Raw genomic sequence first — 22,636 nt, 5'->3', positions numbered from 1 at the left:
GGTTTAAGTGCGAACGGCAGAAATGAAGCTTTGGGTTCTTGGGTTTTGTGGGCTTATTAGTATGTCTTCCGGGGTGCCGGCCTCCACAATCTGGCCGCCGTCCATGAACACCATCCGGTTGGAAACTTCGCGGGCAAAGCCCAGTTCGTGTGTTACGACGATCATGGTCATGCCGCTGTGCGCCAGGTCCCGCATGACCGACAACACTTCGCCCACCAACTCCGGATCGAGGGCGGAAGTGGGTTCGTCGAACAGCATCAGCTTGGGCCGCATTGCCAGTGCGCGAGCGATGGCGACACGCTGTTGCTGACCGCCGGAAAGCTCGACGGGATAGGAATGACGCTTGTCCGCCAGCCCGACACGGGCCAGCAACTCGGTGGCTTCCTCGGTAGCCTCTTTGGGCGAGCGCTTGAGCACCTGGATCGGGCCTTCGATCACGTTCTGCAAAGCGGTCATGTGCGGGAAGAGATTGAAGCGCTGAAACACCATGCCGGTGCTCAAACGCTGACGGGCAATCTGAGCGTCCGTCAGCTCGTGCAGTTTGTTGCCGACGATGCGGTAGCCCACCAGTTCACCGTCAACCCACAAACCGCCCTTGTCGATTTTTTCGAGCTGATTAACGCACCGCAGCAGCGTGCTCTTGCCCGAGCCCGAGGGCCCGATAATGCACAAAACTTCGCCTTGCTCGACTTCAATGCTGACGTCTTTGAGGGCGTGGAACTGGTCGTAGTATTTGTTCAGGCCGACGGCTTTGACGATGCTTCTCATGCTGATTCTCCTGGGCCTGACTTACGAACGCTTGCCGGCGCCGCGGGCAAAGCGCAGCTCCAGCCGGCTTTGGCCGAACGACAGGACAGTCACCACCGCCAGGTACCAGATCCCTGCGACGATCAGCAGCTCCATGACACGGGCGTTGGCGTAGTAGATGTTCTGCGCGTTGTGCAGCAATTCGGAATACTGGATGACGCTGGCCAGGCTGGTCATCTTCACCATGCCGATGAATTCGTTGCCGACCGGCGGGATGATTACGCGCATGGCCTGGGGCAGAATCACCCGGCGCAGAGCCTGCAGGCGCGGCATGCCGATGGACTTGGCGGCTTCGTACTGACCGGTGTCCACGGACAGCAAGCCTGCGCGCACGACCTCTGCGGTATAAGCGCCCTGATTGATGCTCAGGCCCAGCAATGCGGCAACGAAGGGTGTCATCAGGCTGACCGTGTCGATCTCGAACACGCCGGGAATGCCGATGACCGGGAAGATAAGCGCCAGGTTAAACCACAGCAGCAGCTGCAGAATCAACGGCGTGCCGCGAAACAGCCAGGTGTAGGTGATCGCGACGTAACGCAAAATCGGATTTGCCGACATGCGCATGATGGCCGTGACCACGCCGATCACCACCCCGAGCACCATCGCCAGAATCGACATGACGATCGTGTTCAGCAGTCCCCACAGAATGGCTTCGGAGGTCAGGAACTGGCCGATGTAACTCCACTCGATCTGCCCGTTGGCAAACGCGCGGGCCAGGCCGGCGAGGGCAATGATGATCAGGGCCGCGAAGAAAATGCGCCCGTAATAGCGGCGCGGGACGTGTTCGTACTGGGTGATGTCGAACGCGTTTTCGGTTTTCCTGCGCTCGGCTTGCAGCTGCTCCGCCTGATTCTGATTCATGTGTCTCTCCGAAGCTGTATGCAGACCGTGCCTGCCTGATCTGGGCAACCCTAGCCAGCCTTCCTGCCACGACGTAGGCCCGCCGTTGCAGCATGGAATCGTCCTGGATAGAGGGCAGTTACGAGTTGAAAGTCCTGATCAAAGTGTCAGGTTAATTAATGTTGGATCCGCTTTCGGCTTATGAAGCGGAGTACCCCGTACGCGGTTGCCAATCAGGTTTTTCTGTGTTCATTATTATCAACCGGGCACGTATTTGTTGTGAGTCAGAGCCTGTTGAATCCAATAGGCGAGGTCAATAAGCATTATGGAAACTCCACTTTCCAATTCTGGAAACGTGCCGCCTAAACCGGGAATACGCCCCCCTCTTACTCTCAGCGGAATGGACTTCAAGCTGTTGCGGGTGTTTCAGGCCGTGGTGGAGGCGGGTGGCTTCAGCGCCGCCCAGAACGAGCTGAACGTGGGCCTTGCAGCCATCAGCAAGCAGATCTCGGATCTTGAAATCCGTATCGGCATGCGCCTCTGCACACGTGGTCGGGAAGGGTTTCATCTGACTGAAGAGGGCAAGCTTGTCTATCAGGCGGCTATCGAACTGTTCGCCTCGGTGGACAGTTTTCGCGACCGGATTAGTTCAGCGCAGAATGAGTTGATTGGCGATTTGAGTGTCGGCGTAATTGATAACACTCTGACCGATAAAAGTTCGCCGCTAATTGCCGCGCTTAGAGTAATGCACGATGAAGCGCCCAAAGTCAGACTGCGCCTGCAAGCGTCCCAACTGGATGAAGTCGAGCGCGCAATGGTCGAAGGGCGGGTGAGTCTTGGCATCGTGCCGGTGTATCAGCGGCGCGAAGAGTTTGATTATTTCGAGCTGTACGAAGAGACCTCCCACGCGTATTGCGCAGTGGGGCATCCGCTGTTCGAGGCGGATGACAGCGCCCTGGGCATCGACAGCCTGCGCGCATTCGACATCGTGAATCATCGCTATGCGATCCATCGCGACAAGGCGAGCTTTGTTAATTCGGACAGCCAGTGCGCATCAGCCTCTCAGGTAGAAGCGGTCGCCATGATGATCATGACCGGCCGCTTCATCGGCTTTCTCCCCGAGCACTACACGCGCAATCTGATCCGCGACGGCCTACTCCGCGCCTTGCGCCCCGACCTGATCTTCCTGCGCACGCCCGTCAACCTCATCCTGAGACACAACGCCCCACGAAGCCCGCTGGTCAAGGCGTTCGCGCGGGCGCTGGGGGTGGATTTGAGGGTGGGGCTGTAGGGTAAATGTCACGCGATTGCCGCGAACGTGAGCCCGGTGGCGTGTACCACTTGGCGCATGGTTTTCAACGTGGGATTGCCTTTGGGGGATAGCGCTCGACGAAGGCTTTCATGAGGTATGCCGGCTTTTTCTGCTATGAATGCTATTCCGCCTCGAGCCTCAACAACATGTCTTAACGCTGCAAGAAAGCCGGCATCGCCGCCTTCTTCGTCCAATTCTTCAAATGCAATTCGCAAATACTCCGCTGCGAATGCGGGGTCGTCCCGAATCATCGCAATGACTGTTTCGTCGTGATCACGTGAGCTCGTCATGGCCTTCTCCGCTGATAGTCGTGCCAGCAATCAATGGCTTTAACAATGTCAGATCGCTGGTGGCGCTTATCGCCTCCCAGAAGCAGCAAGATTAGCTGCTTACCTGCCTGGGCGTAGTAAACCCTATAACCCGGTCCGTGATCGACCCGCAATTCCCACACGCCACTTCCAATAGGCTTGCAGTCGCCCAATGCACCTGCAGCGACCCGGTTGATGCGCGTGGTGATTCTGGCTTTCGCGGATCGGTCTTTGAGCTCATCAAGCCATTGCTGATAAAGATCGTCGCCGTTTGCGCTGAGGTAATGTCTGACCTGATTCATGGCGCGAACGATAGCGTTGATGCAATCGATCAATATGCCCGTCTGAACGGATGTGCCCGGTAGGAATTTTCAGCGCGAACGCATGGCCTAGATTTTTCCCCTCCAGGAATCTAGGCCAACCGCGCCTCCGCATGCGCAGATAATCAGCTGCTAAAGCCCGGCAAACCCCAATCTTCCAGCGGAAACTCCGTCAGCGAACCCAAAATCAGGTCGGCGTGCGCGTATTGCTCGATCGGCATGTGTGAGTCCGGTACGGCCACGGCGTACATCCCTGCGGTCTTAGCAGCGGTGACGCCGAAAGGCGAGTCTTCGAACACCACACAATCCTTTGGGTCCACACCCAAGTGGCGCGCCGCAGCCAGGAAGATGTCCGGCGCAGGCTTGGCCGCTGTGACCTCGGCGTGATCCGCCGTCACCACGTCTTTGAACAGCTCAAACCAGGCGCGATGATTGCTCGTCTTCGCGTGGAAATAGTGAAGGGAAGAACTGGTGCCCACCGCAATCGGGATGTTGTGCTCGGCAAGGTGACGCACCAGTGCCTCGGCGCCACGCATCGGCTTGGCGTGCGGGAAACGCTCGTCCAGCATCGGTTGGCGAACGGTCAGGAACTCTTCGGGAGACATCGGCAGCTCGAGCGCGCGGATCACGTATTCGGCGAAATCCTGGGAGCCGCGGCCAATGGAGTGCTGCTTCACGGCCCAGTCGAACGTCTTGCCGTGCCACTTGGCGATGGTGTCGGTCACTTCGGTGTAGATGCCTTCGGTGTCCAGCAGCAGGCCGTCCATGTCGAAGATCACCGCCTTGACCGGACCCTTGGGCTTTTGCACTTCGCTCATCTCATCGATCCCGTTAGCAAATTGGCGTTCAGCCTAACGCTTCGGCGAACGTCGTGGCTAGGCGCAACGGCTGCAAAACGTTCTCGCCAAGTGCTAATCTCGCCGGGCTCTCGGCAGCGCAAGGTGCTGCACGGCCGCTCTGTGTGGCGCCGAAACCCTCCGGGGTCAAGGAAGGCAAGACCTCTCTTCAAGAACGGACATCTTCGAGTCAACACATGAAAAAATCAGTCAACATCGCCGTAGGCGTCATTGTGGTTGCGGGCGTCCTCGTCACCGCTGGCGCCTGGTACACCGGAAAACGGCTGGAAGGCGCGCTCAACGACGCCATCCAGCAAGGCAATCAGCAGCTTCAAGCCGCCTTCGTCGGGCATGAAGGCAAGGCGAGTGTTGAACTCCTTTCTCTGGACCGCCACTTCTTCACCAGCACTGCGCACTACAAGCTGAACATCCAGGACCCCAAATTCAATGACGGGCAGCCGGTCGAGCTGCTGTTTGTCGACAACATCGAGCACGGGCCATTGCCGTGGAGCCGCGTGAAGTCGCTGCAACTGGTGCCGGTGATGGCCGCCAGCAACGTGCAGATCGAGAAGAACGCCTTCTCCGAAAAATGGTTTGCCATGACTAACGGCCAGCCGCCGCTGACCGGCCACTTCAGCATGGGCTACGACCGCGCCGCGTTGGGGCGTGTGGAGTTGCTCCCCTTTGAATTCACCGACCAGACCGGCGCGTTCAAGTTTTCCGGTTTCACCCTGAATGCCTCGGGCTCGGGTGATGGCCAGAAGCTTGAAGCCAACGGTGTGCTGGGCAGCGTCGACGTCACTGCTACTTCTGAAGAAGGTCCGGTGCACCTGACGCTCAAGGATTTCACCTTCAACACCGGTGGCACCAAGGGCAAATCGGGTTTCTACCTGGGCCATACCGACGCGAAAATCGCCTCGGCCACGTTCCAGGCGGCGGGCCAGCCGGCCATTCAGCTCAAGGACTTCGTCAACACCAGTCTGTTGCAGGAAGTGGAAGGCAACCTGAATGCTCAGGTGAGCTACGACATCGGCAATATCAGCTTCAATGGCAACGACATCGGCGCCATGCAGATGCTCTGGAAGTTCGGCAATTTCGACATCGCCTCAACCCAGGCGCTGATGAAGATCTATCAGGAGAAAGTGCAGCCTCAAGCCCAGGCCGCCGCGGCGGTGGGTGAAACCTACACGCCACATTTGAGCCCGGCTGATCAGGCGCTGGTGCAGGCCGAAGTCAGTAAGCTGCTGAGTGCCAAGCCACACATCGAGCTGGAAAAGCTTTCACTGAAAACAGCCAGCGGCGAGAGCCAGTTCAACCTGTCGATGGACTTGGGCAACCCTTCGGCGCTTGATCAGCCGGGCGCGGAATTGCTCAAGCAGTTGCTGACCCAGCTGGACGCCAAACTGGTGCTCTCCAAGCCGATGATCAAGGACCTCGCCGCACTGCGCGCCAAGTCTGCCGGCCTGACCGATCCCGCCGCCGTCGCGCAACAGGCGCAGGCAGCAGCAGAGTCGGTGGGCGGCATGGCGGTCATGTTCCAGGTGGGCAAGGTCGAGGGCGACAACGTCGTGTCCAACCTGCATTACGCCAACGATGTGGTGGACTTCAATGGCGTGAAGATGCCGGCGCAGCAGTTTGCCGCCATGATGATGGGCAAGTTCGTAATGTTCAGCGGCGGCCAGTGAGTCTGTTCCGGCCACCACTGGTGGCCGGGCAATTGGGTCTTATCTGTCTTCAGACGGGCGGCTGGCGCGCGATTTCCGTGGGCGCTTCGTGGCCTTCGCGCTCTGGCTGTACGGTGCGCGAAGACATCTCCGCACGCAGTTGCGGCAGGCATTGCGGATATTGCCGGGCAACAAAACTGATCAAGCGCTCGCGCATGTGGCATCGCGCATCCCAACTGCGCGATGAATCCGCCGAGCTCAACAACACCCGCAATTGCATCGCCTTATCGGTGGTGTCCGTGACCTGCAGCACGCAGACGCGGCCATCCCAGAGGTGCGGGATTTCCTTGCAGATCCGCTCCGCTTCCTCGCGCAATTCCTCCAGGGGCAACGCGTAATCTACCCACAGAAACACCGAGCCAATCAGACTCGACGTGCTGCGCGTCCAGTTCTGGAAGGGCTTTTCGATGAAGTACTGCAACGGAATCACCATCCGCCGCTCATCCCAGATCTTCAGCACCACGTAGGTGCCGCTGATCTCTTCGATGCGACCCCATTCACCCTCGACGATCACCACGTCATCCAGGCGAATCGGCTGAGAGATTGCGATCTGCAGGCCCGCGATCAAGTTGCCGAGCACCGGCTTGGCGGCGAAACCGGCGGCAAGACCCGCGAGCCCTGCCGATGCCAGCAGGCTCGTACCAATCTGCCGCACCGGCGGGAAGCTCATTAGAATTAGCCCGGTGCCGAACAACAGCACCAGCACATTCAGGCAGCGCACCAGCACCCGCACTTGCGTCTGGATGCGGCGGGCTTGCAGGTTGTCTTCGATGTCCAGCGGGTTGCGGATCGCGACCGCTTCGCCAATGGCCTTCACGCAACTCAACGCCAGCCAGGTGAAACCGGCCACCACCAGCATGCCGTTCAAATGCCGCACGCCGTTGATCAACATCAGATCATCGGGGGCAGAGGTCCAGACCGTTTGCAGGGCCAGCAGTGGAATCAGCCACAACGTCGGCGGCTCGGCACGATGAATGAGCTGTTGAGCGAAGACAAAGGACTTGGCGACGCGACGGAGCAATATCAGCGCAATCCAGCGCCCCAACAGCGCGATGCCAATGGCGACGGCGGCGGCCACGAGGGTATTGAGCCACGGGGACGGCAGCGCGTTCAGCCAGGCTTCCGGGAGTACGTGTTCCATAGAGGGGGTCACCAACAGAACGGTTCAAAGGCAAGAGGTGTGAGCTCCCTCGTTGCTCAATGTTCCCTGATCCACCCGCCGCCGCTGAAATCGTGACGGGCTGGAATCAGCGAGCCAGAGCATCCGACACGTTTACTACATGTCGAATGCGCTGACCAGTTCAGGCTAATGTCGGGCGACGCCTGAATGTCTGGCTCATGCTGTAGCGGCCATGGCATTGCGTGCTCGCAACACCATGGCGAAGGCTCGTCTATTACACACGTTGCATCCAGATGCCGGCAGTCCGCGACCGCCGCTCAATCCCAAAAGCGAAGCTCTCAACGCAGCAGACGGAAGGTCTCACGCACATGCGCGGTGAGGGTTGCCGGGTTTTCCATCGCAGCGAAGTGGCCGCCGTGCTCGGCCTCAGCGAAGAACCGCAAGTCGTCGAATCGCGCCTGGGCCCAGCGCCGGGACAGGCGAAGTAGCTCGCCTGGAAACATGCTCACCCCCGCCGGGATAGGTAAGGCGGTAGCAGGGCCTTGCTGCTGCATTTCGCGCATCCCTTCCCAGTAGAAACGGACCGAGCTGGGTCCCGCATTAGGCAGCCAATACAGCATGATGTCGTCGATCAGCGCATCGAGCTCGATGACCCGCTCGGGCTTCCCGTCGCTGTCGGAAGCGTCCTGAAACAGCGCGTAAACCCACGCCGCCAAGCCAACGGGCGAATCCGACAGGGCGAAGCCTATCGACTGCGGCCGGGTGCTGTGCACCTTCATGTAACCGGGCAGCTCCCGCTCATAGTGTTGCGCATCGGCCAACATGCGCTGCTCTTCAGGGGTGGCCTGCGCGATCTCCTCTTCAGTGGGTTGGTACATGACCATGTTCAGGTGAATGCCGACCAGACCAGGCGGACGCATGTGCCCAAGTGCGCTGGTCACGGCCGCCCCCCAATCCCCACCCTGGGCGGCCCAGCGCTGGCCATATCCCAAGCGGTCCATCAATTGCGCCCAGGCCGCAGCGGTTTTACCCACGCCCCAACCCGGCGAACGTGGCTTATCACTGAAACCAAAACCCGGAAGCGCCGGGATCACCAGATGAAACGCGTCGCTGGCCTCGCCGCCATGGGCGGTCGGGTCGGTGAGAGGCCCAATCATCGCCCTGAACTCCAGAATGGAGCCTGGCCAGCCGTGGGTCATCAGCAAGGGCAGGGCGTCAGGGTGAGGCGAGCGTATGTGAAGAAAGTGAATGCCAAGGCCGTCGATCTCGGTCCGGCTGCTGTTCCACTGGTTGAGTTGGGTTTCGGTGGCGCGCCAGTCATAGCCGTTACGCCAGCGCTCGACCAGCGCGCGAATACGCTCAAGCCTGGGCCCCTGGCTGTTGTCGGAGACGGTTTCTGGGTCAGGCCAGCGGGTTTGCGCTAGGCGCTGGGCCAGATCGTCGAGTTGTGTCTGGGGGATATGAAGGGGAAAGGACTCGACAGGGTGGGTCATGGGTTGGTCCCTTGCACGTGGGTACGGGCCAGTGTGTCACGGACGGATGCCCATTCACGTTGGCCATAGCGATCGTTGTCCAGATTGAGCAGCTTGCCGCGCCCACTCATCATGTCTCGCAGGTATTGCATGCCTTGCCAGGCGGGGAATGGCTTTTCACTGGCAGGAGTAAGCGCGCGCACCACGGAGATAAGGGCGGACAGCGTGCCGATATTCCCGGGGCGCAGGGTGCGGTAATGCTGCCCGGTCAGCTCGGTCAGGATGTTGGCAATCTGCGCAGGCGACACACTGTTGCCGGCAATGCGCAGGAAACGCGGCGTGTTGTGATCAAGCGCGGCATCGGCGGTAAAGGCGGCTACGTCGTCCTTGGCAGTGAAGTCCAGTAGCTGTTGCGCATCGCCGAAATGCAGCACTCGGCGGCCGGGAAGCACGATAGGCGCGTCGCCTTCGAGCAGTTCCAGAAACCCACCGTTGAGGATTGAGGTAACGGCGATGTTGGCTGTATCGAGCTGGGTGGCGAAGCGTCGGCGAAGGTCCAGGTTGCGGTTGTCGCCAGGGCGAGTATGGGTGTAGTCGAGCGAATAATCCGAGGGAATGAACCTGGGCACCCCAGCAGCGACAGCGGCCTCCAACAGCCTGCCTTGCTGCTTGATGATCACCTCCTCCAGGCCGTTGAGCGTGGACACCACGCAACCCGCGCCGACGATGGCACCGCGCAGGCCCCGAGCGTCATCCAGGGAAACGGGCGTGACGGTGACGCCGCTGCTGGGTAGACCAGTCAACCGGGCTTGTTCAGTGCCTGGTCGAACCAGTGCGATGACATGGGCGCCGCGCTCAACCAGCGCCCGGACCAGGCGTTGGCCCAAGTCTCCTGATGCGCCAGCAACCACAATCGGTGAAGCAGTAGTGTGATCCACAAAGAGCCTTCCTGGTCGGTGTGAAGGGGGTGAAGAGCGCCGGCTGCCTGCGCCGATTTAACTGAACGTTACCGTTTAGTTGACGCGCAAACAAGAGGTCGGTAAGTTGCCGGCCATGACGTTGATCACGACCAAATCCAAAGGCGGCAGGCCCAGGCAAAGTCAGGCGGGCGAGGCCGAGCGTCGATTGCTGGATGCTGCGCTGCAGCGCTTTCTGGCCAAAGGCGTCGAGGGCACTTCATGCGAAGACATCGCCCGGGCGGCAGGCGCCAGCAAAGCCACTCTCTATGCGCGCTATGCCAATAAAGAGGCGTTGTTCGAAGCCGTGGTGCGGCGCCACGTAGCGACTTTGCTGGTGCCTGCCGAGGCGATTCCCGCGCTCCCGCTCCAAGGCCGCCTGAGGCATGTGGGCCATGGCATCCTCGAACATGCGCTGCAACCCGATACCCTGGCCATGATGCGCCTGGTGATAGCCACTTCCAGTCGGACCCCGCTGCTGGCTGCCGAAGTGAATCGAATCGGGTGGGAAGGCGGATTCACCAGAGTGCGTTCCGCCATCATGGCGGGCCCGGATCAACCCTCGGATCCTGATGCGCTGGCCCTTCAATTCATCGACTTGGTGTTCGCGCCCCATCAGCTCAGAGCGCTGCTGGGTGGAGACCGGGAGCAGCTGACTCAAGCCATTCCCGAACGAGTGGAGTGGGGGCTGAAGTTGGTTCAAGCCGTCGGTCTGCTGGAATGAGTGTTTGGTTTCTATCGGTTCACCAAACAATGGTTCTGAACGGTAAAGAATTTTAAGTGGCGGTCACTTAGCGGTAATCAGCGCAAGCCCTGAATCTTTCACTATGACGGCACCCTATATCGAAGTGCAAAGTTGCCAGCGGGGTGGCATTATCCGCGCTGAATAAAAAGAACAACTGTCTTTAGTAGTGGGCTGAAACTGTTCCCATCCATCGATAGCGCTATCGCTAAATACTCAGCCCTGGAAGGCCTAATCCTTGGGGGGCGGGTTCGTAGTAAGCAGCAGCCGTGACCTCTAGACCGGAATTGATCTCCAGCCTCTGACTCAGGCGACCTTCCATCGGACAACGAAAAAACAAGCAAAATAGTTTGAACTTTTCGTCCGGAATAGATACCGCGAAGCAAGTAACCTATAGCGCCGATAGTGTATGAAAGGACGATTTTTTCCTAAAGTTTTTTTGCGGCAGGCCGAAGTTTAATGCTGTAGGAATGGCATGGAGTGGCCCTCTCCTATGTGAATACCTAAAACTTCAGAGGGCGCCATGCTAAAGAACATATTAATCAACATGACTGTCAGGTCGAAGCTCGTACTCGGCTTCACCCTGGTGATCATATTCACTGTGCTTATTGCCCTCACGGGTTGGACAGGCATCTCCTCACTCAGCGAGCGAAGTGAGCGCGTGTCTGACATCGCGAAGCTCACAACGCTGACGCGGGACATGCGCATCGCCCGGCTGGTCTACGGCCAGAATTCTGACGACGCCAACGCTGCCACCTGGCTAAAAGCCTATGACAACCTCGACAGTCATTTGGCGTATTTGCGCGAAATACTCGACTCCGAGCTCAATATTCCCCACGTTAAAACCGCGACCGCCGCGATGACGGTTTACAAGGGCTTTTACAACGACATCATCAATGCGAGCCATACGCGCGAAGCGAGCCGAGCCGTGTCTGGCAGCGCCGCCGATGAGGCATTGGAGGTGCTGCTGCGCTTGGACACGCTCTCCAATTCGCCCGAGGGCACGGCCGCACAGCGAGATGCCATCGGGCAAGCGCTGACGCTTTTTCAGAAAATGCGCTTTGATGTGCGTGGGTACACCTTCACGCTAAAGCCTGACGCGCAGCAGCTGGCGAACGCTTCAATCGCTGCGGCCGTAAACAACGCCCAATCCCTGCAAGCCGCTGGATTTCAACCTGATGCCATCAAAGGCTTCCAGGCTTCACTGAATAAATACCAGGCTGCCATTGCCCAGTTTTCGGAAGCACAGGCCGCCATTAACCAGGGCCAGGCAGGTATTACCAAAAACATCGAAGTCCTGCTGGCTTCCGCCGATCAGTTGGCGCAGAACCAGGTTTCGCTGCGTATTGAGGATGTGGGCCAAGCCAATAAGATGTTGATCATATGGCTCAGCATTGCGCTCATCATCAGCGCACTGGCTGCATGGGTCATCACCCGCCTCATCGTGGGTCCGCTTCGCGAAGCACTGCAGTTGGCTGATCGAGTCGCCAACGGCGATCTGACGTACAGCGAAGTGACGCAAAGGCGTGACGAGCTGGGCCTGCTGCAAGCCAGCATGCACAGAATGACCACCAACCTGCGGCAGTTGATTGGTGGCCTGCGTGATAGCGTCACTCAGATTGCGAGCGCTGCCGAACAGTTGTCCGCAGTCACCGAGCAGACCAGCGCAGGGGTCAATAGTCAGCGAACCGAAACCGACCAAGTCGCAACAGCCATGAATCAAATGGCCGCCACGGTTCAGGAAGTGGCGAGGAACGCGGAGCAGGCGTCGGATGCAGCGGTCAGCGCCTCCAAAGAAGCCCGCGATGGTGATGCAGTTGTCGCCAAGGCAGTGCTCCAGATTGAAAAACTCGCGACAGAAGTCGGCTATTCGAAAACCGCGATGGATGAGCTCAAGCAAGAGAGCAACAAGATCGGCGGCGTGCTCGACGTGATCAAGGCCGTTGCCGAGCAAACCAACTTGCTGGCACTCAATGCCGCCATCGAAGCGGCGCGCGCTGGCGAAGCCGGCCGAGGTTTTGCGGTGGTTGCGGACGAGGTGAGAAGCCTGGCGCAGCGCACACAAGCGTCGACCGAAGAAATTGCGACATTGATTGGTGGTCTGCACAGCCGAACCGCACAGGTTGCGACCACGCTGGAAAACAGCCGCCTTCTGACTGACAACAGCGTCGAGCTGGCGCGTGATGCGGGCGCTTCGATTGGAAACATCAGTCGCTCCATTTCAACCATCGAATCGATGAACCAGCAAATCGCGGCGTCCGCTGAAGAGCAAAGCGCAGTGGCTGAAGAGATAAACCGCAGTGTTCTCAGTGTGAGGGACATCTCCGAACAGACCGCGTCCGCCAGTGAACAGACAGCAGCGTCAAGCGTCGAACTGGCGCGTTTGGGTGTGCATTTGCAGGGGTTGGTGAGTAAGTTTGTGGTGTGAGCGGCTGGGAAGATGATCATCCAGTCACTGGGAGATCGGGGAGCATCAAACTCCAGCCTATAACTCATCAAGCGAAACCTTGACGCGCTGCGGCGCGGCAAGGCGCTCGCGCGCCACGGAGATCAACGCTTCGTCTTCTTGAGTGAGGAGGACCGGCCGGAACGGGAGTTGACCACGCTCGGCGACGTACTGCAGGGCTTGGCGGATAAGGTCGGACGGAGTAACGCCTAGACGCTCCAGCTCTCGGTAGGCGCGAGCCTTGAGTTCGTCGTCGACGCGAACATTAATGGAAGCCATAGTTTGAGCTCGTAAAGACAAGTGTCGTTACGGCAGATGCATCGTCCATCGTTGGCAAGGCGGTGCGACGGATAGCGCGTACCTTTGAGGATAGATCTAGCGTGGGATTGAGCCGGACACCTTTTACGAACGCTCAGGTACAAAAAAGCCCGCTCAATGGCGGGCTTCTTCGTCTGTAGCGGATTTCCAGAACGCATTGCGCGAACTGGAATCAATAATGGTGCACCTGACGGGATTCGAACCCATGACCCCTGCCTTCGGAGGGCAGTACTCTATCCAGCTGAGCTACAGGTGCAATGCGGGCGCCATAATACTCATCTGGCCCTCGTGCGTCCATGCCGATGACCCGCCGTTCACAATTTAGTGGGACCATATCCAACGGCTTAGGCACCCGCGCATGATGACCGCATACGCATCCCCCAGTTACGCTCATCCGATTAACCCCCACCCCAAGCCCCACCCGTTCTTTTTTTCGAACGCACTATTGTCCTTTAACCCTGTTGTCCCTAGGATTCGTTTGAGATTTCAAACGCCCCGCCCGGCCTTTCTTCTATTCTCCAACAAGGGCCGGCGACAGTCTTATCCGGCGGCGGCCTCGGTCGAGGCGCCCGCACACAACCATTCGCCCCGCCGCGCGCGGTGCTGTTCAGGAGGCCGCAATGCAGCTCAAAGACTCGAAGTTGTTCCGCCAGCAGGCGTACATCAATGGCGCCTGGGCTGATGCCGACAGTGGCCAGACCATCAAGGTCAACAACCCGTCGACCAACGAGATTCTCGGCACCGTGCCGAAGATGGGCGCTGCTGAAACCCGTCGCGCCATCGAAGCCGCTGACAAGGCGCTGCCGGCCTGGCGTGCGCTGACCGCCAAAGAGCGTGGCGCCAAGCTGCGTCGCTGGTTCGAGCTGATGATTGAAAACCAGGACGACCTCGGTCGCCTGATGACCCTGGAGCAGGGCAAGCCGCTGGCCGAGGCCAAAGGCGAAATCACTTACGCTGCTTCCTTTATCGAATGGTTCTCTGAAGAAGCCAAGCGCGTCTATGGCGACGTGATTCCGGGCCATCAGCCGGACAAACGCCTGATCGTCCTCAAGCAGCCGATTGGCGTGACTGCGGCGATCACGCCGTGGAACTTCCCCGCCGCCATGATCACCCGCAAGGCCGGCCCGGCGCTGGCGGCAGGCTGCACCATGGTGCTCAAGCCCGCTTCGCAAACCCCGTATTCCGCACTGGCACTGGCTGAACTGGCCGAGCGCGCGGGCATCCCGGCTGGCGTGTTCAGCGTGGTGACCGGCAGCGCCGGCGACATCGGCAGCGAGCTGACCAGCAACCCGATCGTGCGCAAGCTGTCGTTCACCGGCTCGACCGAGATCGGTCGCCAGTTGATGGCTGAATGCGCCCACGACATCAAGAAGGTGTCGCTGGAACTGGGTGGCAACGCGCCGTTCATCGTGTTCGACGACGCTGACCTGGATAAGGCCGTTGAAGGCGCGATCATTTCCAAGTACCGCAACAACGGCCAGACCTGCGTGTGCGCCAACCGCATCTACGTGCAGGACGCGGTCTACGACGCGTTCGCCGAGAAGCTGCAGGTTGCCGTCGCCAAGCTGAAAGTGGGTGATGGCCTGGCGGAAGGCACCACCACCGGCCCCCTGATCGACGAAAAGGCCGTGTCCAAGGTCAAGGAACACATCGCTGACGCGTTGAGCAAAGGCGCGAAAGTGCTGAGTGGCGGCAACAGCCTGGAAGGCAATTTCTTCGAACCGACTATCCTCGTCAACGTGCCGAAAAACGCAGCCGTGGCCAAGGAAGAAACCTTTGGCCCGCTGGCCCCGCTGTTCCGCTTCAAAGACGAAGCCGAAGTGATCGCCATGGCAAACGACACAGAGTTCGGGCTGGCGTCGTATTTTTACGCGCAGAACCTGAGCCGTGTGTTCCGCGTGGCGGAAGCGCTGGAGTACGGCATGGTGGGCATCAACACCGGTCTGATCTCCAACGAAGTGGCGCCGTTCGGTGGCATCAAGGCGTCCGGTCTTGGCCGTGAAGGCTCCAAGTACGGCATCGAAGATTATCTGGAAATCAAATACCTCTGCCTCAGCATTTGAACCGGCTGAGCGGCAGAGTGAAGTAACTGTTCTACAACCTGCGGGACGCGAGAGCGCCGTTTCGCAGGTTTCAGTGGCACCAACCTATGGGTGGCCGGGAGGCCGCGACAGTCGATCATCGTATGCTGTTGCTGTTGACCCCCGCTGCTTGATCCTTGAACCGCGCCGCCCGATGAGCGGCGAATGAGGAAATGATGAGCAAAACTAACGCATCCCTGATGAAACGCCGCGAAGCTGCTGTCCCACGCGGCGTTGGTCAAATTCACCCGATCTTCGCTGAGTCCGCGAAAAACGCCACCGTCACCGACGTCGAAGGCAATGAGTTCATCGACTTCGCGGGCGGTATTGCGGTACTGAACACCGGTCACCTGCACCCGAAAATCGTCGCCGCTGTGCAAGAGCAACTGACCAAGCTGACCCACACCTGCTTCCAGGTGCTGGCGTACGAGCCCTACGTCGAGCTGTGCGAGAAGATCAACGCCAAGGTCCCGGGCGATTTCGCCAAGAAAACCCTGCTGGTCACCACCGGTTCCGAAGCGGTTGAAAACGCCGTCAAGATCGCCCGCGCCGCGACAGGCCGTGCAGGCATCATCGCCTTCACCGGCGCCTACCACGGCCGCACCATGATGACCCTGGGTCTGACCGGTAAAGTCGTGCCGTACTCGGCCGGCATGGGCCTGATGCCGGGCGGTATTTTCCGCGCCATCTACCCGAACGAGCTGCACGGTGTCAGCGTTGACGATTCGATCGCCAGCATCGAGCGCATCTTCAAGAACGACGCCGAGCCAAAAGACATCGCCGCGATCATCATCGAGCCGGTGCAGGGCGAGGGCGGTTTCTATGTCGCGCCGAAGGCGTTCATGGCGCGTCTGCGTGAACTGTGCGACAAGCACGGCATTCTGCTGATCGCTGACGAAGTACAGACCGGCGCTGGCCGTACCGGCACCTTCTTCGCCATGGAACAGATGGGCGTCACCGCCGACCTGACCACCTTCGCCAAATCCATCGCCGGTGGTTTCCCGTTGGCCGGCGTGTGCGGCAAGGCCGAATACATGGACGCCATCGCCCCGGGCGGTCTGGGCGGCACGTACGCGGGTAGCCCGATCGCGTGCGCGGCTGCGCTGGCGGTGATGGAAGTGTTCGAAGAAGAGCACCTGCTCGATCGCTGCAAGGCAGTGGGCGAGCGTCTGGTTACTGGCCTGCGCGCCATCCAGGCCAAGTACCCGGTCATCGGCGAAGTTCGCGCGCTGGGCGCCATGATCGCCGTCGAGTGCTTCGAGAATGGCGACACCCACAAGCCGAACGCTGCTGCCGTCGCACAAGTGATCGCGAAGGCCCGTGACAAGGGGCTCATCCTGCTGTCCTGCGGCACCTACGGCAACGTATTGCGCGTGCTGGTCCCGCTGACCTCGCCGGACGAGCAGTTGGACAAAGGCCTGAAGATCATCGAAGAATGCTTCGCTGAAATCGCCTGACTTCATGCCGATGAGCTGCGGCACGTTTGATCAAATGTGACCGCTTCGTCAGAAAAAACCTGCTTCGGCAGGTTTTTTTGTTTTTGACGTCAGGAAATTCTCTTTCGGTTTGTATCCCTGCGCAGTCTTTGACTATGGTGAAGAGACTGATGCCGGAGAGTCATGATGACCGTTGTAGAGGCGCTAGCCGTTCCCCGCGTGTTGATCGCTGAATCGGACCCTTGGGCCCGCGAGATGCTCAACGAATTGGTCCTGGATGTGCGTTGTGACGCGCAGCTGGACATCTGTTCCAACGGCCGAGAGGCCATCGAGCGGATGAGCGGGTACATCCCCGACCTGGTCATCGCCTCCCGCGAGTTGCCGGGCGTCGATGGGCTGAGCCTGCTGCGCGGGCTGCGGCAGTTGCGTCGTCAGCCTCCGGTTCGTTTCATTCTGCTGAGCAGTCGCAGCGACAGCGTCAGCGTGCGTGAAGCCGTGCAGCTGGCGCCCACGGCCTACCTCACCAAACCCCTGAACCTGGAAGGCCTGCGCCAACGGCTGGAAACGCTGCTGTTGCAGGACGGTGCGCAGGTTGCCTGTGCGGTGCCAGGTCTGGCGCCGGGCGTCGGGCTGGATGCGTTTCTGGAACAGCGCCGGGAAGTCGCAGACGGCGGACCCCTGTTCGTTGACGTGGCCGCGGCGGTGGCCAGCAGTCGCGGGGCGTCGGGCGTTGATCTGACGTTGCTGGAACAGGCGTTGACTCATGATCCCCACGTCACCGCGCTGTTGATCGCCGCGGCCAACAGCGCGTCCCACCATCAAGGCAAGCCCGTGCAGACGCTGGGGCAGGCGCTCGCCGTATTGGGCGGTACCCAGAGCGTCAATCTGGTTCAGGGTCTCGCTCTCAAGCGTGGCGCGGTGCTCACGGATGCAGCGTTGCTGCTGCAAGCCAGCGAAATCTGGGATGTCTCGCAACGTACGGCCGAATGTGCGCGGACGCTGGCGCTCAAGCTGGATCTGAATCACGAGCGCTGTTACTGCGCCGGCTTGCTCAGGGGGCTGGGCGAATTGACGGTGTTGCGCTGTCTGCAGGACTGGCTGATCGCTGGCGGCGCGCTGGATGAGGCCACCATTCGCCGCGCGCTGGCGCAGTATTCGGCCTCGTTTGGCTCGGCATTACGGACGCGTTGGCGCTTGCCGTTGGAGCTGCGTGAGCTGATTGCGGCGGTGTACCAATACAACACCGGCGTGTTCACTCGCGAAGTCCTGGCGATGAATGTGGCGGGACAGATGGGATCACTCGGACTTGAAGACCCGCTGGAGGCACTGGCGAAAAGCAAATCGGCGCGGCTCTTGAAGGTCAGCAGGTCAGATCTGGAAGGGGTGCGCAGCAAGACGGTGGCTTAGCCGGGATGTGGATTCGGAAAAGCAGGCTTACACCAGCACGATCTGATTCTTGCCCTGGCGCTTGGCCTGGTACATCGCAGCGTCCGAGCGTGCGTAAAGCGCTTCAAGACTCTGGTCCTGGTCGCCGAGGTTGGTAAGCCCCTGGCTGGCCGTGATGCCGAAGGTTTTGTCATTGCACTGAAAGCTCAGGCGCTGAATCTCCCGCTGCAACCGCTCGGCAATCTGCTGGGCCATTTCCGGCGCACAGCCCGGGAACACGGCGGCAAATTCCTCACCGCCAATTCGTCCGAACAGATCACCACGACGGAGCGTCTTGCGCCCGCATTCGGCAATGCGCTGCAGCACCAGATCGCCTTCCTGGTGGCCGTAGGTGTCGTTGACCAGTTTGAAATCATCCACGTCTAGCAACAGGAATGCCATCGGCGTGCCCTGTAAACGGGCCTGCTCGAATTCCCGCTGGGCGCATTCGAAGAAGTGCCGGCGGTTACTGCTCTGGGTCAGAACGTCGGTGGTGGCCAGACGCTGCAGCTCGTCTTCGAGGTGCTTCTTCTCGGTGATGTCCTCGGCGATACCAACCACGATCAGGCGCTGGCTGTGCTCGGCCTGATGACTGACGAAGCACTTATCGCTCAGCCAACGGACCTGGCCGTCGGCGCGAATGATGCGGTACTCGCGGTCTTCGATGGAGCCCTTCTCAAGCACTTCGCTCAGGCTGCGCTCGGCGTAGTCCAGATCGTCGGGGTAGATGCTGTCGCGCCACTCGCTGTAATCGGCGAGCAGCAAACCGGCGGAACGGCCGAAAATGCGCTCGTAGGCGGGGCTGACATAGATCATGCGTTGCGTCTGCCAGTCGAACGCCCACAACACGGCGTTCACGCTGACCAGCAGAGAACTGAACAACTGCTCGCGCTCGCTGAGACGCGCCACTTCCGCCTGGGCATGCATCAGCGCCAGAAGGGTTTCTGCTGCGGCGGGGGTCTCAACGTGGGAAGTCTGGTTGTCCATGAGCACTGCATCTCGGAATAAGGTGCGGCGCATGCCACAACATGTCACACAGCATAGTGCGAAGGTGTTAATGAGATAGGAGTAATGGCACTAAGTTCCGATCGGTGCCACTCGGACGAATGGTCACCGATCAACGGCATCAGGCGTGATGAGGCCGCAGCGAGTAGGTTTTGAGCTGATCGGCGAAGTCACGCAGCGACTGAATACCGCTGGCTTCCGCTTCGTGGACCCAGTCCTTGATGGCCGCCAGCATGTCGTGACCATTGCTGCTGGTCTTTGCCCAAATCTGCTGCAGCGCCAGGCGTTTTTCGTAGATCACTTTCAGTGCCTGACTGTGCTCCAGCATGGTCTGGATGCGCGCTTGATGCTTGTCTTCCAGCAGGCTTGGCTCGCGGGAAAGCAGGCGTTTGGCGCGGCGGAACTGGTGACGCACGGAGGCATCGGCTTTGGCCAGTTCCTGCGCGACCAATGGCGCGATGACCAGCTTGCGGTACTGAGCCATGATCTGGAAACGGTTATTGAGGATGGCCATCGCCGTGTCCATGTCCAGATGGCCTTTGCCTTCCACACGGTGCGCGATCGGCGCGACCCGCTGCACTTTCGCCAGGCGCAGCCAGCTGAACACTTTGATCCACGCCCAGCCCATGTCGAACTCCCAGCGCTTGACCGACAGCTTGGCCGAGTTGGGGTAGGTGTGGTGGTTGTTATGCAGCTCTTCGCCGCCGATCAAAATGCCCCAGGGCACCAGATTGGTGGCAGCGTCCCGGCATTCGAAGTTGCGATAGCCGACCGCATGGCCGAGGCCATTGACCACGCCCGCCGCCCATACAGGAATCCACATCATCTGGATCGCCCAGACGGTGATGCCGATGACGCCAAACAGCGCCAGATCGATCACGCCCATGAGCGCGACGCCTAGCAGTGGATAGCGCGAATACAGGTTGCGCTCGATCCAGTCCTCGGGGCAGTTTTTGCCGTAGATGCGCAGCGTCTCGGGGTTCTCCGCTTCGGCGCGGTACAGCTCGGCGCCTTTGCGCAGCACGGTCGACAGACCCTTGATGACCGGGCTGTGGGGGTCATCGACGGTTTCGCATTTGGCGTGGTGCTTGCGGTGGATAGCGGTCCACTCGCGGGTGTTCTGCGCCGTGGTGAGCCACAGCCAGAAACGGAAAAAGTGCTTGAGCCCTGCGTTGAGTTCCAGGGAGCGATGCGCTGAATAGCGATGGAGATAGACCGTGACGCCGACGATGGTGACGTGTGTCATCGCCAGGGTGACTGCGACCAATTGCCAGACGGAAAGGTCGAGCAGACCGTTGTTCCACATAGGCTGAGTTGCCCTCGGTTGTTACGCGTGCAATGTACGGATCCGCCTGAGCAGACCCTGAGACAGAAGCGGGCATTATCACTTAGCTCACAGATAAAAACAGTCGGTCTTTCAGAGAAGCGTCGCAAGATGTTTCTTGTTCTATAATTTCCAACTTTCGCAAGGTTGTTTCTTTCTATGTCGAGCATCACCCGGGATGCGCTACGCACCGCAACGTTGTACGGGCTTTTGTCGATGGTGTGGCTGGCGATCAGTGACTATTTACTGCCGCGGCTGATCGAGGACGCGACCGTGCTGACGCGAGCGCAACAGACCGGCGGTTATCTCTGGCTGGCCGTCAGCGCAGTGCTGATCTATCTGGCTCGCTCGCGGCTGCTGCGATTCATGGGCGTCACCGAGCTGGCGCGCCGGCATGAGGACATGCAGCGCCTGCGACTGGCAGCGGCCGTATTCGACACCACGCTGGAAGGCGTGCTGGTCACCGATGCCACGGGCGTGATCGTCCACGTGAACCGTGCCTTCAGCGAGATCACCGGGTATCAGCAGGACGAAGTGGTGGGTTTGCGGCCGAGCACGTTCAAGTCAGGCCGCCATGGCCCCGAGTTCTACGAACGGATGTTCAAGACCATCCTCAGCGCCGGGCAGTGGAGCGGCGAGATCTGGAACCGGCGTAAAAGCGGCGAGATCTACCCGCAGTGGCAGAGCATTCGTCCGATCCGGGACGAGGAAGGCGAAATCACACAGTTCGTCGCCGTGTTTTCCGATATTTCTTCGATCAAGCATTCCGAGCGAGAGCTGGCGCATCTGGCCCATTACGATCCTTTGACCGGTCTGCCCAATCGCCTGCTGTTCACCGACCGTGCCGAGCAGGCTCACACCCACGCACGCCGCAATAAACGCACCCTGGCGCTTCTGCTCGTCGATCTCGATCACTTCAAGCACATCAACGAAAGCCTTGGCCACAACGCTGGGGACGAAGTGCTGAAAGCCGCCGCCGAGCGGCTGCAAATCCATCTGGAAAAGGGCGTCACGCTGGCGCGGCTGGGCGGCGACGAATTCGCGATTCTGCTCGAAAATGCCCAGCAGGTCGCGCAATCCGCCGAACTGGCGCAGAGCATTCTGGAAGGGCTGCGCGAGCCTTTTCTGGTCAGCGGGCAATCGCTGTTTCTGACTGCGAGCGTCGGCATCAGCATCTTTCCCCAGGATGCGCTGACCGCCGAGCAGTTGCTGCGTAATGCCGACGCCGCGCTGTCACAGGCCAAGCATCAAGGCCGTGAAAGCTACGCGATGTACACCGCTGAACTGACCGCCCACGCCCAGCGCCGCGTCGAATTGGCGGCCGAGCTGCGACAGGCCGTCGAGGAAAACGAGCTGCGGGTGTTTTATCAGCCGATCCATAACCTCCACAGCCGCTGCATCGAGGGCGTCGAGGCACTGGTGCGCTGGCAGCACCCCGCGCGCGGCATGGTCTCGCCGGGTGAATTCATCCCCATCGCCGAGCAAAGCGGGCTGATCGCCGACATCGACAACTGGGTGCTGACCCAAGCCTGCCGGCAGATGGGCGAGTGGCTGGCGGAGGGTGTAAATATCGCCTTCGTCGCCGTCAACGTGTCCAGCCGATTGTTCGGTCGCGGTGATCTTGATCGCCGGGTGGCCAAGGTGCTGAACGAAACTGGTCTGGCACCGGAGTTTCTGGAGCTTGAGGTGACCGAAAGCGCGATCATGGACGACCCTGATCAGGCCATCGAGCAGATGCACCGTCTGCGGGATCTGGGTCTGAAACTGTCCATCGACGATTTCGGCACGGGGTATTCGTCCCTGCTGCGGCTCAAGCGCATGCCGGTGCAAAAACTGAAAATCGATCAAGGGTTTGTGGCCGGGTTGCCGGACGACGATGACGACATCGCGATCGTCAACGCCATCATTGCCTTGGCGCGCGCCATGGGCATGCGCGTGCTGGCAGAAGGCATTGAGCAGGCCAGTCAGGCCGGTTTTCTGCTAAAGCACAACTGCGAACTGGGGCAGGGCTATTGGTTCGCGCGCCCCATGCCGGCGGAACAGATCAACTGGCAGCATGCGCCGGTGTTTGTCTCTGCCTGACACAGCCGTGTGGCGCGCGCCACACGTTCAGAACCGCTTTCTCGGTCGTTCCCGGCCAGCCTCAGGCGCAAATGCCTTTTGG

At 59.9% G+C, this 22,636-nt stretch carries 19 protein-coding genes, 1 tRNA gene and 1 pseudogene; 9 read left to right on the top strand and 12 right to left on the bottom strand.

The annotated features are described in order from the left end of the window. Window positions 1-3: 3 nt before the first annotated feature. Both QMX88_RS20860 and QMX88_RS20855 read right to left on the bottom strand, forming a co-directional pair. Complete coding sequence (locus QMX88_RS20860; protein WP_192173068.1) at window positions 4-768, bottom strand: amino acid ABC transporter ATP-binding protein; 765 nt, start codon at window positions 766-768, stop codon at window positions 4-6. A 21-nt stretch (window positions 769-789) separates the two neighbouring features. After that, a complete protein-coding gene (locus QMX88_RS20855) occupies window positions 790-1,668 on the bottom strand; it encodes an amino acid ABC transporter permease (protein ID WP_192173067.1) in 879 nt (292 codons plus the stop codon). Between the two features lie 304 nt (window positions 1,669-1,972). Between QMX88_RS20855 and QMX88_RS20850 the strand changes: the two genes are divergently transcribed. After that, a complete protein-coding gene (locus QMX88_RS20850) occupies window positions 1,973-2,938 on the top strand; it encodes a LysR family transcriptional regulator (RefSeq protein ID WP_282372119.1) in 966 nt (321 codons plus the stop codon). Between the two features lie 8 nt (window positions 2,939-2,946). Here QMX88_RS20850 and QMX88_RS20845 read toward each other — a convergent pair whose 3' ends face one another. From QMX88_RS20845 to QMX88_RS20835, 3 genes are all read right to left on the bottom strand, one after another. Next, complete coding sequence (locus QMX88_RS20845) at window positions 2,947-3,249, bottom strand: helix-turn-helix domain-containing transcriptional regulator (protein ID WP_065990926.1); 303 nt, start codon at window positions 3,247-3,249, stop codon at window positions 2,947-2,949. Continuing rightward, entirely contained in the window at window positions 3,246-3,569 is a 324-nt protein-coding gene (locus QMX88_RS20840) for a type II toxin-antitoxin system RelE/ParE family toxin (protein ID WP_282372116.1), read from the bottom strand. Before QMX88_RS20840 ends, QMX88_RS20845 begins: the two co-directional genes overlap by 4 nt. Window positions 3,570-3,712: 143 nt before the next feature. Next, window positions 3,713-4,405 carry an HAD-IA family hydrolase gene (locus QMX88_RS20835; protein WP_192173064.1) on the bottom strand — a complete coding sequence of 231 codons (693 nt, stop codon included), beginning with the start codon at window positions 4,403-4,405 and terminating at the stop codon, window positions 3,713-3,715. A gap of 215 nt (window positions 4,406-4,620) precedes the next feature. Here QMX88_RS20835 and QMX88_RS20830 point away from each other — a divergent pair, with 215 nt between their 5' ends. Then, window positions 4,621-6,108, top strand: coding sequence for a YdgA family protein (locus QMX88_RS20830; RefSeq protein ID WP_282372113.1), 1,488 nt, complete (start codon window positions 4,621-4,623; stop codon window positions 6,106-6,108). A gap of 49 nt (window positions 6,109-6,157) precedes the next feature. Here QMX88_RS20830 and QMX88_RS20825 read toward each other — a convergent pair whose 3' ends face one another. From QMX88_RS20825 to QMX88_RS20815, 3 genes are all read right to left on the bottom strand, one after another. Further along, window positions 6,158-7,288 carry a mechanosensitive ion channel family protein gene (locus QMX88_RS20825; RefSeq protein WP_282372111.1) on the bottom strand — a complete coding sequence of 377 codons (1,131 nt, stop codon included), beginning with the start codon at window positions 7,286-7,288 and terminating at the stop codon, window positions 6,158-6,160. Window positions 7,289-7,605: 317 nt separating this feature from the next. Then, the gene (locus QMX88_RS20820) at window positions 7,606-8,760 is read right to left on the bottom strand and encodes an epoxide hydrolase family protein (protein ID WP_282372109.1); all 1,155 of its coding nucleotides are present in this window, start codon (window positions 8,758-8,760) and stop codon (window positions 7,606-7,608) included. Further along, the gene (locus QMX88_RS20815) at window positions 8,757-9,677 is read right to left on the bottom strand and encodes an NmrA family NAD(P)-binding protein (RefSeq protein ID WP_282372108.1); all 921 of its coding nucleotides are present in this window, start codon (window positions 9,675-9,677) and stop codon (window positions 8,757-8,759) included. The genes QMX88_RS20820 and QMX88_RS20815 overlap by 4 nt, the downstream gene beginning before the upstream one ends. Before the next feature lie 115 nt (window positions 9,678-9,792). Between QMX88_RS20815 and QMX88_RS20810 the strand changes: the two genes are divergently transcribed. From QMX88_RS20810 to QMX88_RS29815, 3 genes and pseudogenes are all read left to right on the top strand, one after another. Further along, entirely contained in the window at window positions 9,793-10,419 is a 627-nt protein-coding gene (locus tag QMX88_RS20810; protein WP_282372107.1) for a TetR/AcrR family transcriptional regulator, read from the top strand. Window positions 10,420-10,960: 541 nt separating this feature from the next. Further along, window positions 10,961-12,010: pseudogene (locus QMX88_RS29820) on the top strand (methyl-accepting chemotaxis protein); the annotation flags it as partial. After that, window positions 11,993-12,865, top strand: coding sequence for a methyl-accepting chemotaxis protein (locus QMX88_RS29815; protein WP_442969482.1), 873 nt, complete (start codon window positions 11,993-11,995; stop codon window positions 12,863-12,865). The pseudogene QMX88_RS29820 and the gene QMX88_RS29815, both read left to right, overlap by 18 nt. 57 nt (window positions 12,866-12,922) lie before the next feature. On the opposite strand, the gene QMX88_RS20800 is transcribed toward QMX88_RS29815, so the two are convergent. Further along, window positions 12,923-13,162, bottom strand: a complete 240-nt coding sequence (locus QMX88_RS20800; protein WP_282372104.1) for a type II toxin-antitoxin system RelB/DinJ family antitoxin — start codon at window positions 13,160-13,162, stop codon at window positions 12,923-12,925. Window positions 13,163-13,380: 218 nt separating this feature from the next. Further along, window positions 13,381-13,457 (bottom strand) — tRNA-Arg (locus tag QMX88_RS20795). 364 nt (window positions 13,458-13,821) lie between these two features. Here QMX88_RS20795 and gabD point away from each other — a divergent pair. The 3 genes from gabD (at window position 13,822) to QMX88_RS20780 (ending at window position 18,125) form a co-directional block, all read left to right on the top strand. Next, a complete protein-coding gene (gabD, locus tag QMX88_RS20790; RefSeq protein WP_282372102.1) occupies window positions 13,822-15,264 on the top strand; it encodes an NADP-dependent succinate-semialdehyde dehydrogenase in 1,443 nt (480 codons plus the stop codon). 194 nt (window positions 15,265-15,458) lie between these two features. After that, on the top strand, window positions 15,459-16,739 hold the full coding sequence (gene gabT, locus QMX88_RS20785; RefSeq protein ID WP_282372100.1) for a 4-aminobutyrate--2-oxoglutarate transaminase: 1,281 nt from the start codon (window positions 15,459-15,461) through the stop codon (window positions 16,737-16,739). A gap of 162 nt (window positions 16,740-16,901) precedes the next feature. Further along, window positions 16,902-18,125 carry an HDOD domain-containing protein gene (locus QMX88_RS20780; protein WP_282372099.1) on the top strand — a complete coding sequence of 408 codons (1,224 nt, stop codon included), beginning with the start codon at window positions 16,902-16,904 and terminating at the stop codon, window positions 18,123-18,125. A 27-nt stretch (window positions 18,126-18,152) separates the two neighbouring features. On the opposite strand, the gene QMX88_RS20775 is transcribed toward QMX88_RS20780, so the two are convergent. Both QMX88_RS20775 and desA read right to left on the bottom strand, forming a co-directional pair. Next, on the bottom strand, window positions 18,153-19,130 hold the full coding sequence (locus tag QMX88_RS20775) for a GGDEF domain-containing protein (protein ID WP_282372098.1): 978 nt from the start codon (window positions 19,128-19,130) through the stop codon (window positions 18,153-18,155). A 139-nt stretch (window positions 19,131-19,269) separates the two neighbouring features. Then, window positions 19,270-20,454, bottom strand: coding sequence for a delta-9 fatty acid desaturase DesA (gene desA, locus QMX88_RS20770; protein ID WP_133775675.1), 1,185 nt, complete (start codon window positions 20,452-20,454; stop codon window positions 19,270-19,272). A gap of 177 nt (window positions 20,455-20,631) precedes the next feature. Between desA and dibA the strand changes: the two genes are divergently transcribed. Further along, complete coding sequence (gene dibA, locus QMX88_RS20765; RefSeq protein WP_282372097.1) at window positions 20,632-22,554, top strand: phosphodiesterase DibA; 1,923 nt, start codon at window positions 20,632-20,634, stop codon at window positions 22,552-22,554. The last annotated feature ends 82 nt before the right edge of the window (window positions 22,555-22,636 follow it).

The organism is Pseudomonas sp. PS02290, assembly GCF_029960075.1.
In the GTDB taxonomy this organism is placed as follows: Bacteria; Pseudomonadota; Gammaproteobacteria; order Pseudomonadales; family Pseudomonadaceae; genus Aquipseudomonas.
This window is presented reverse-complemented; position numbering and strand designations above follow the sequence as displayed.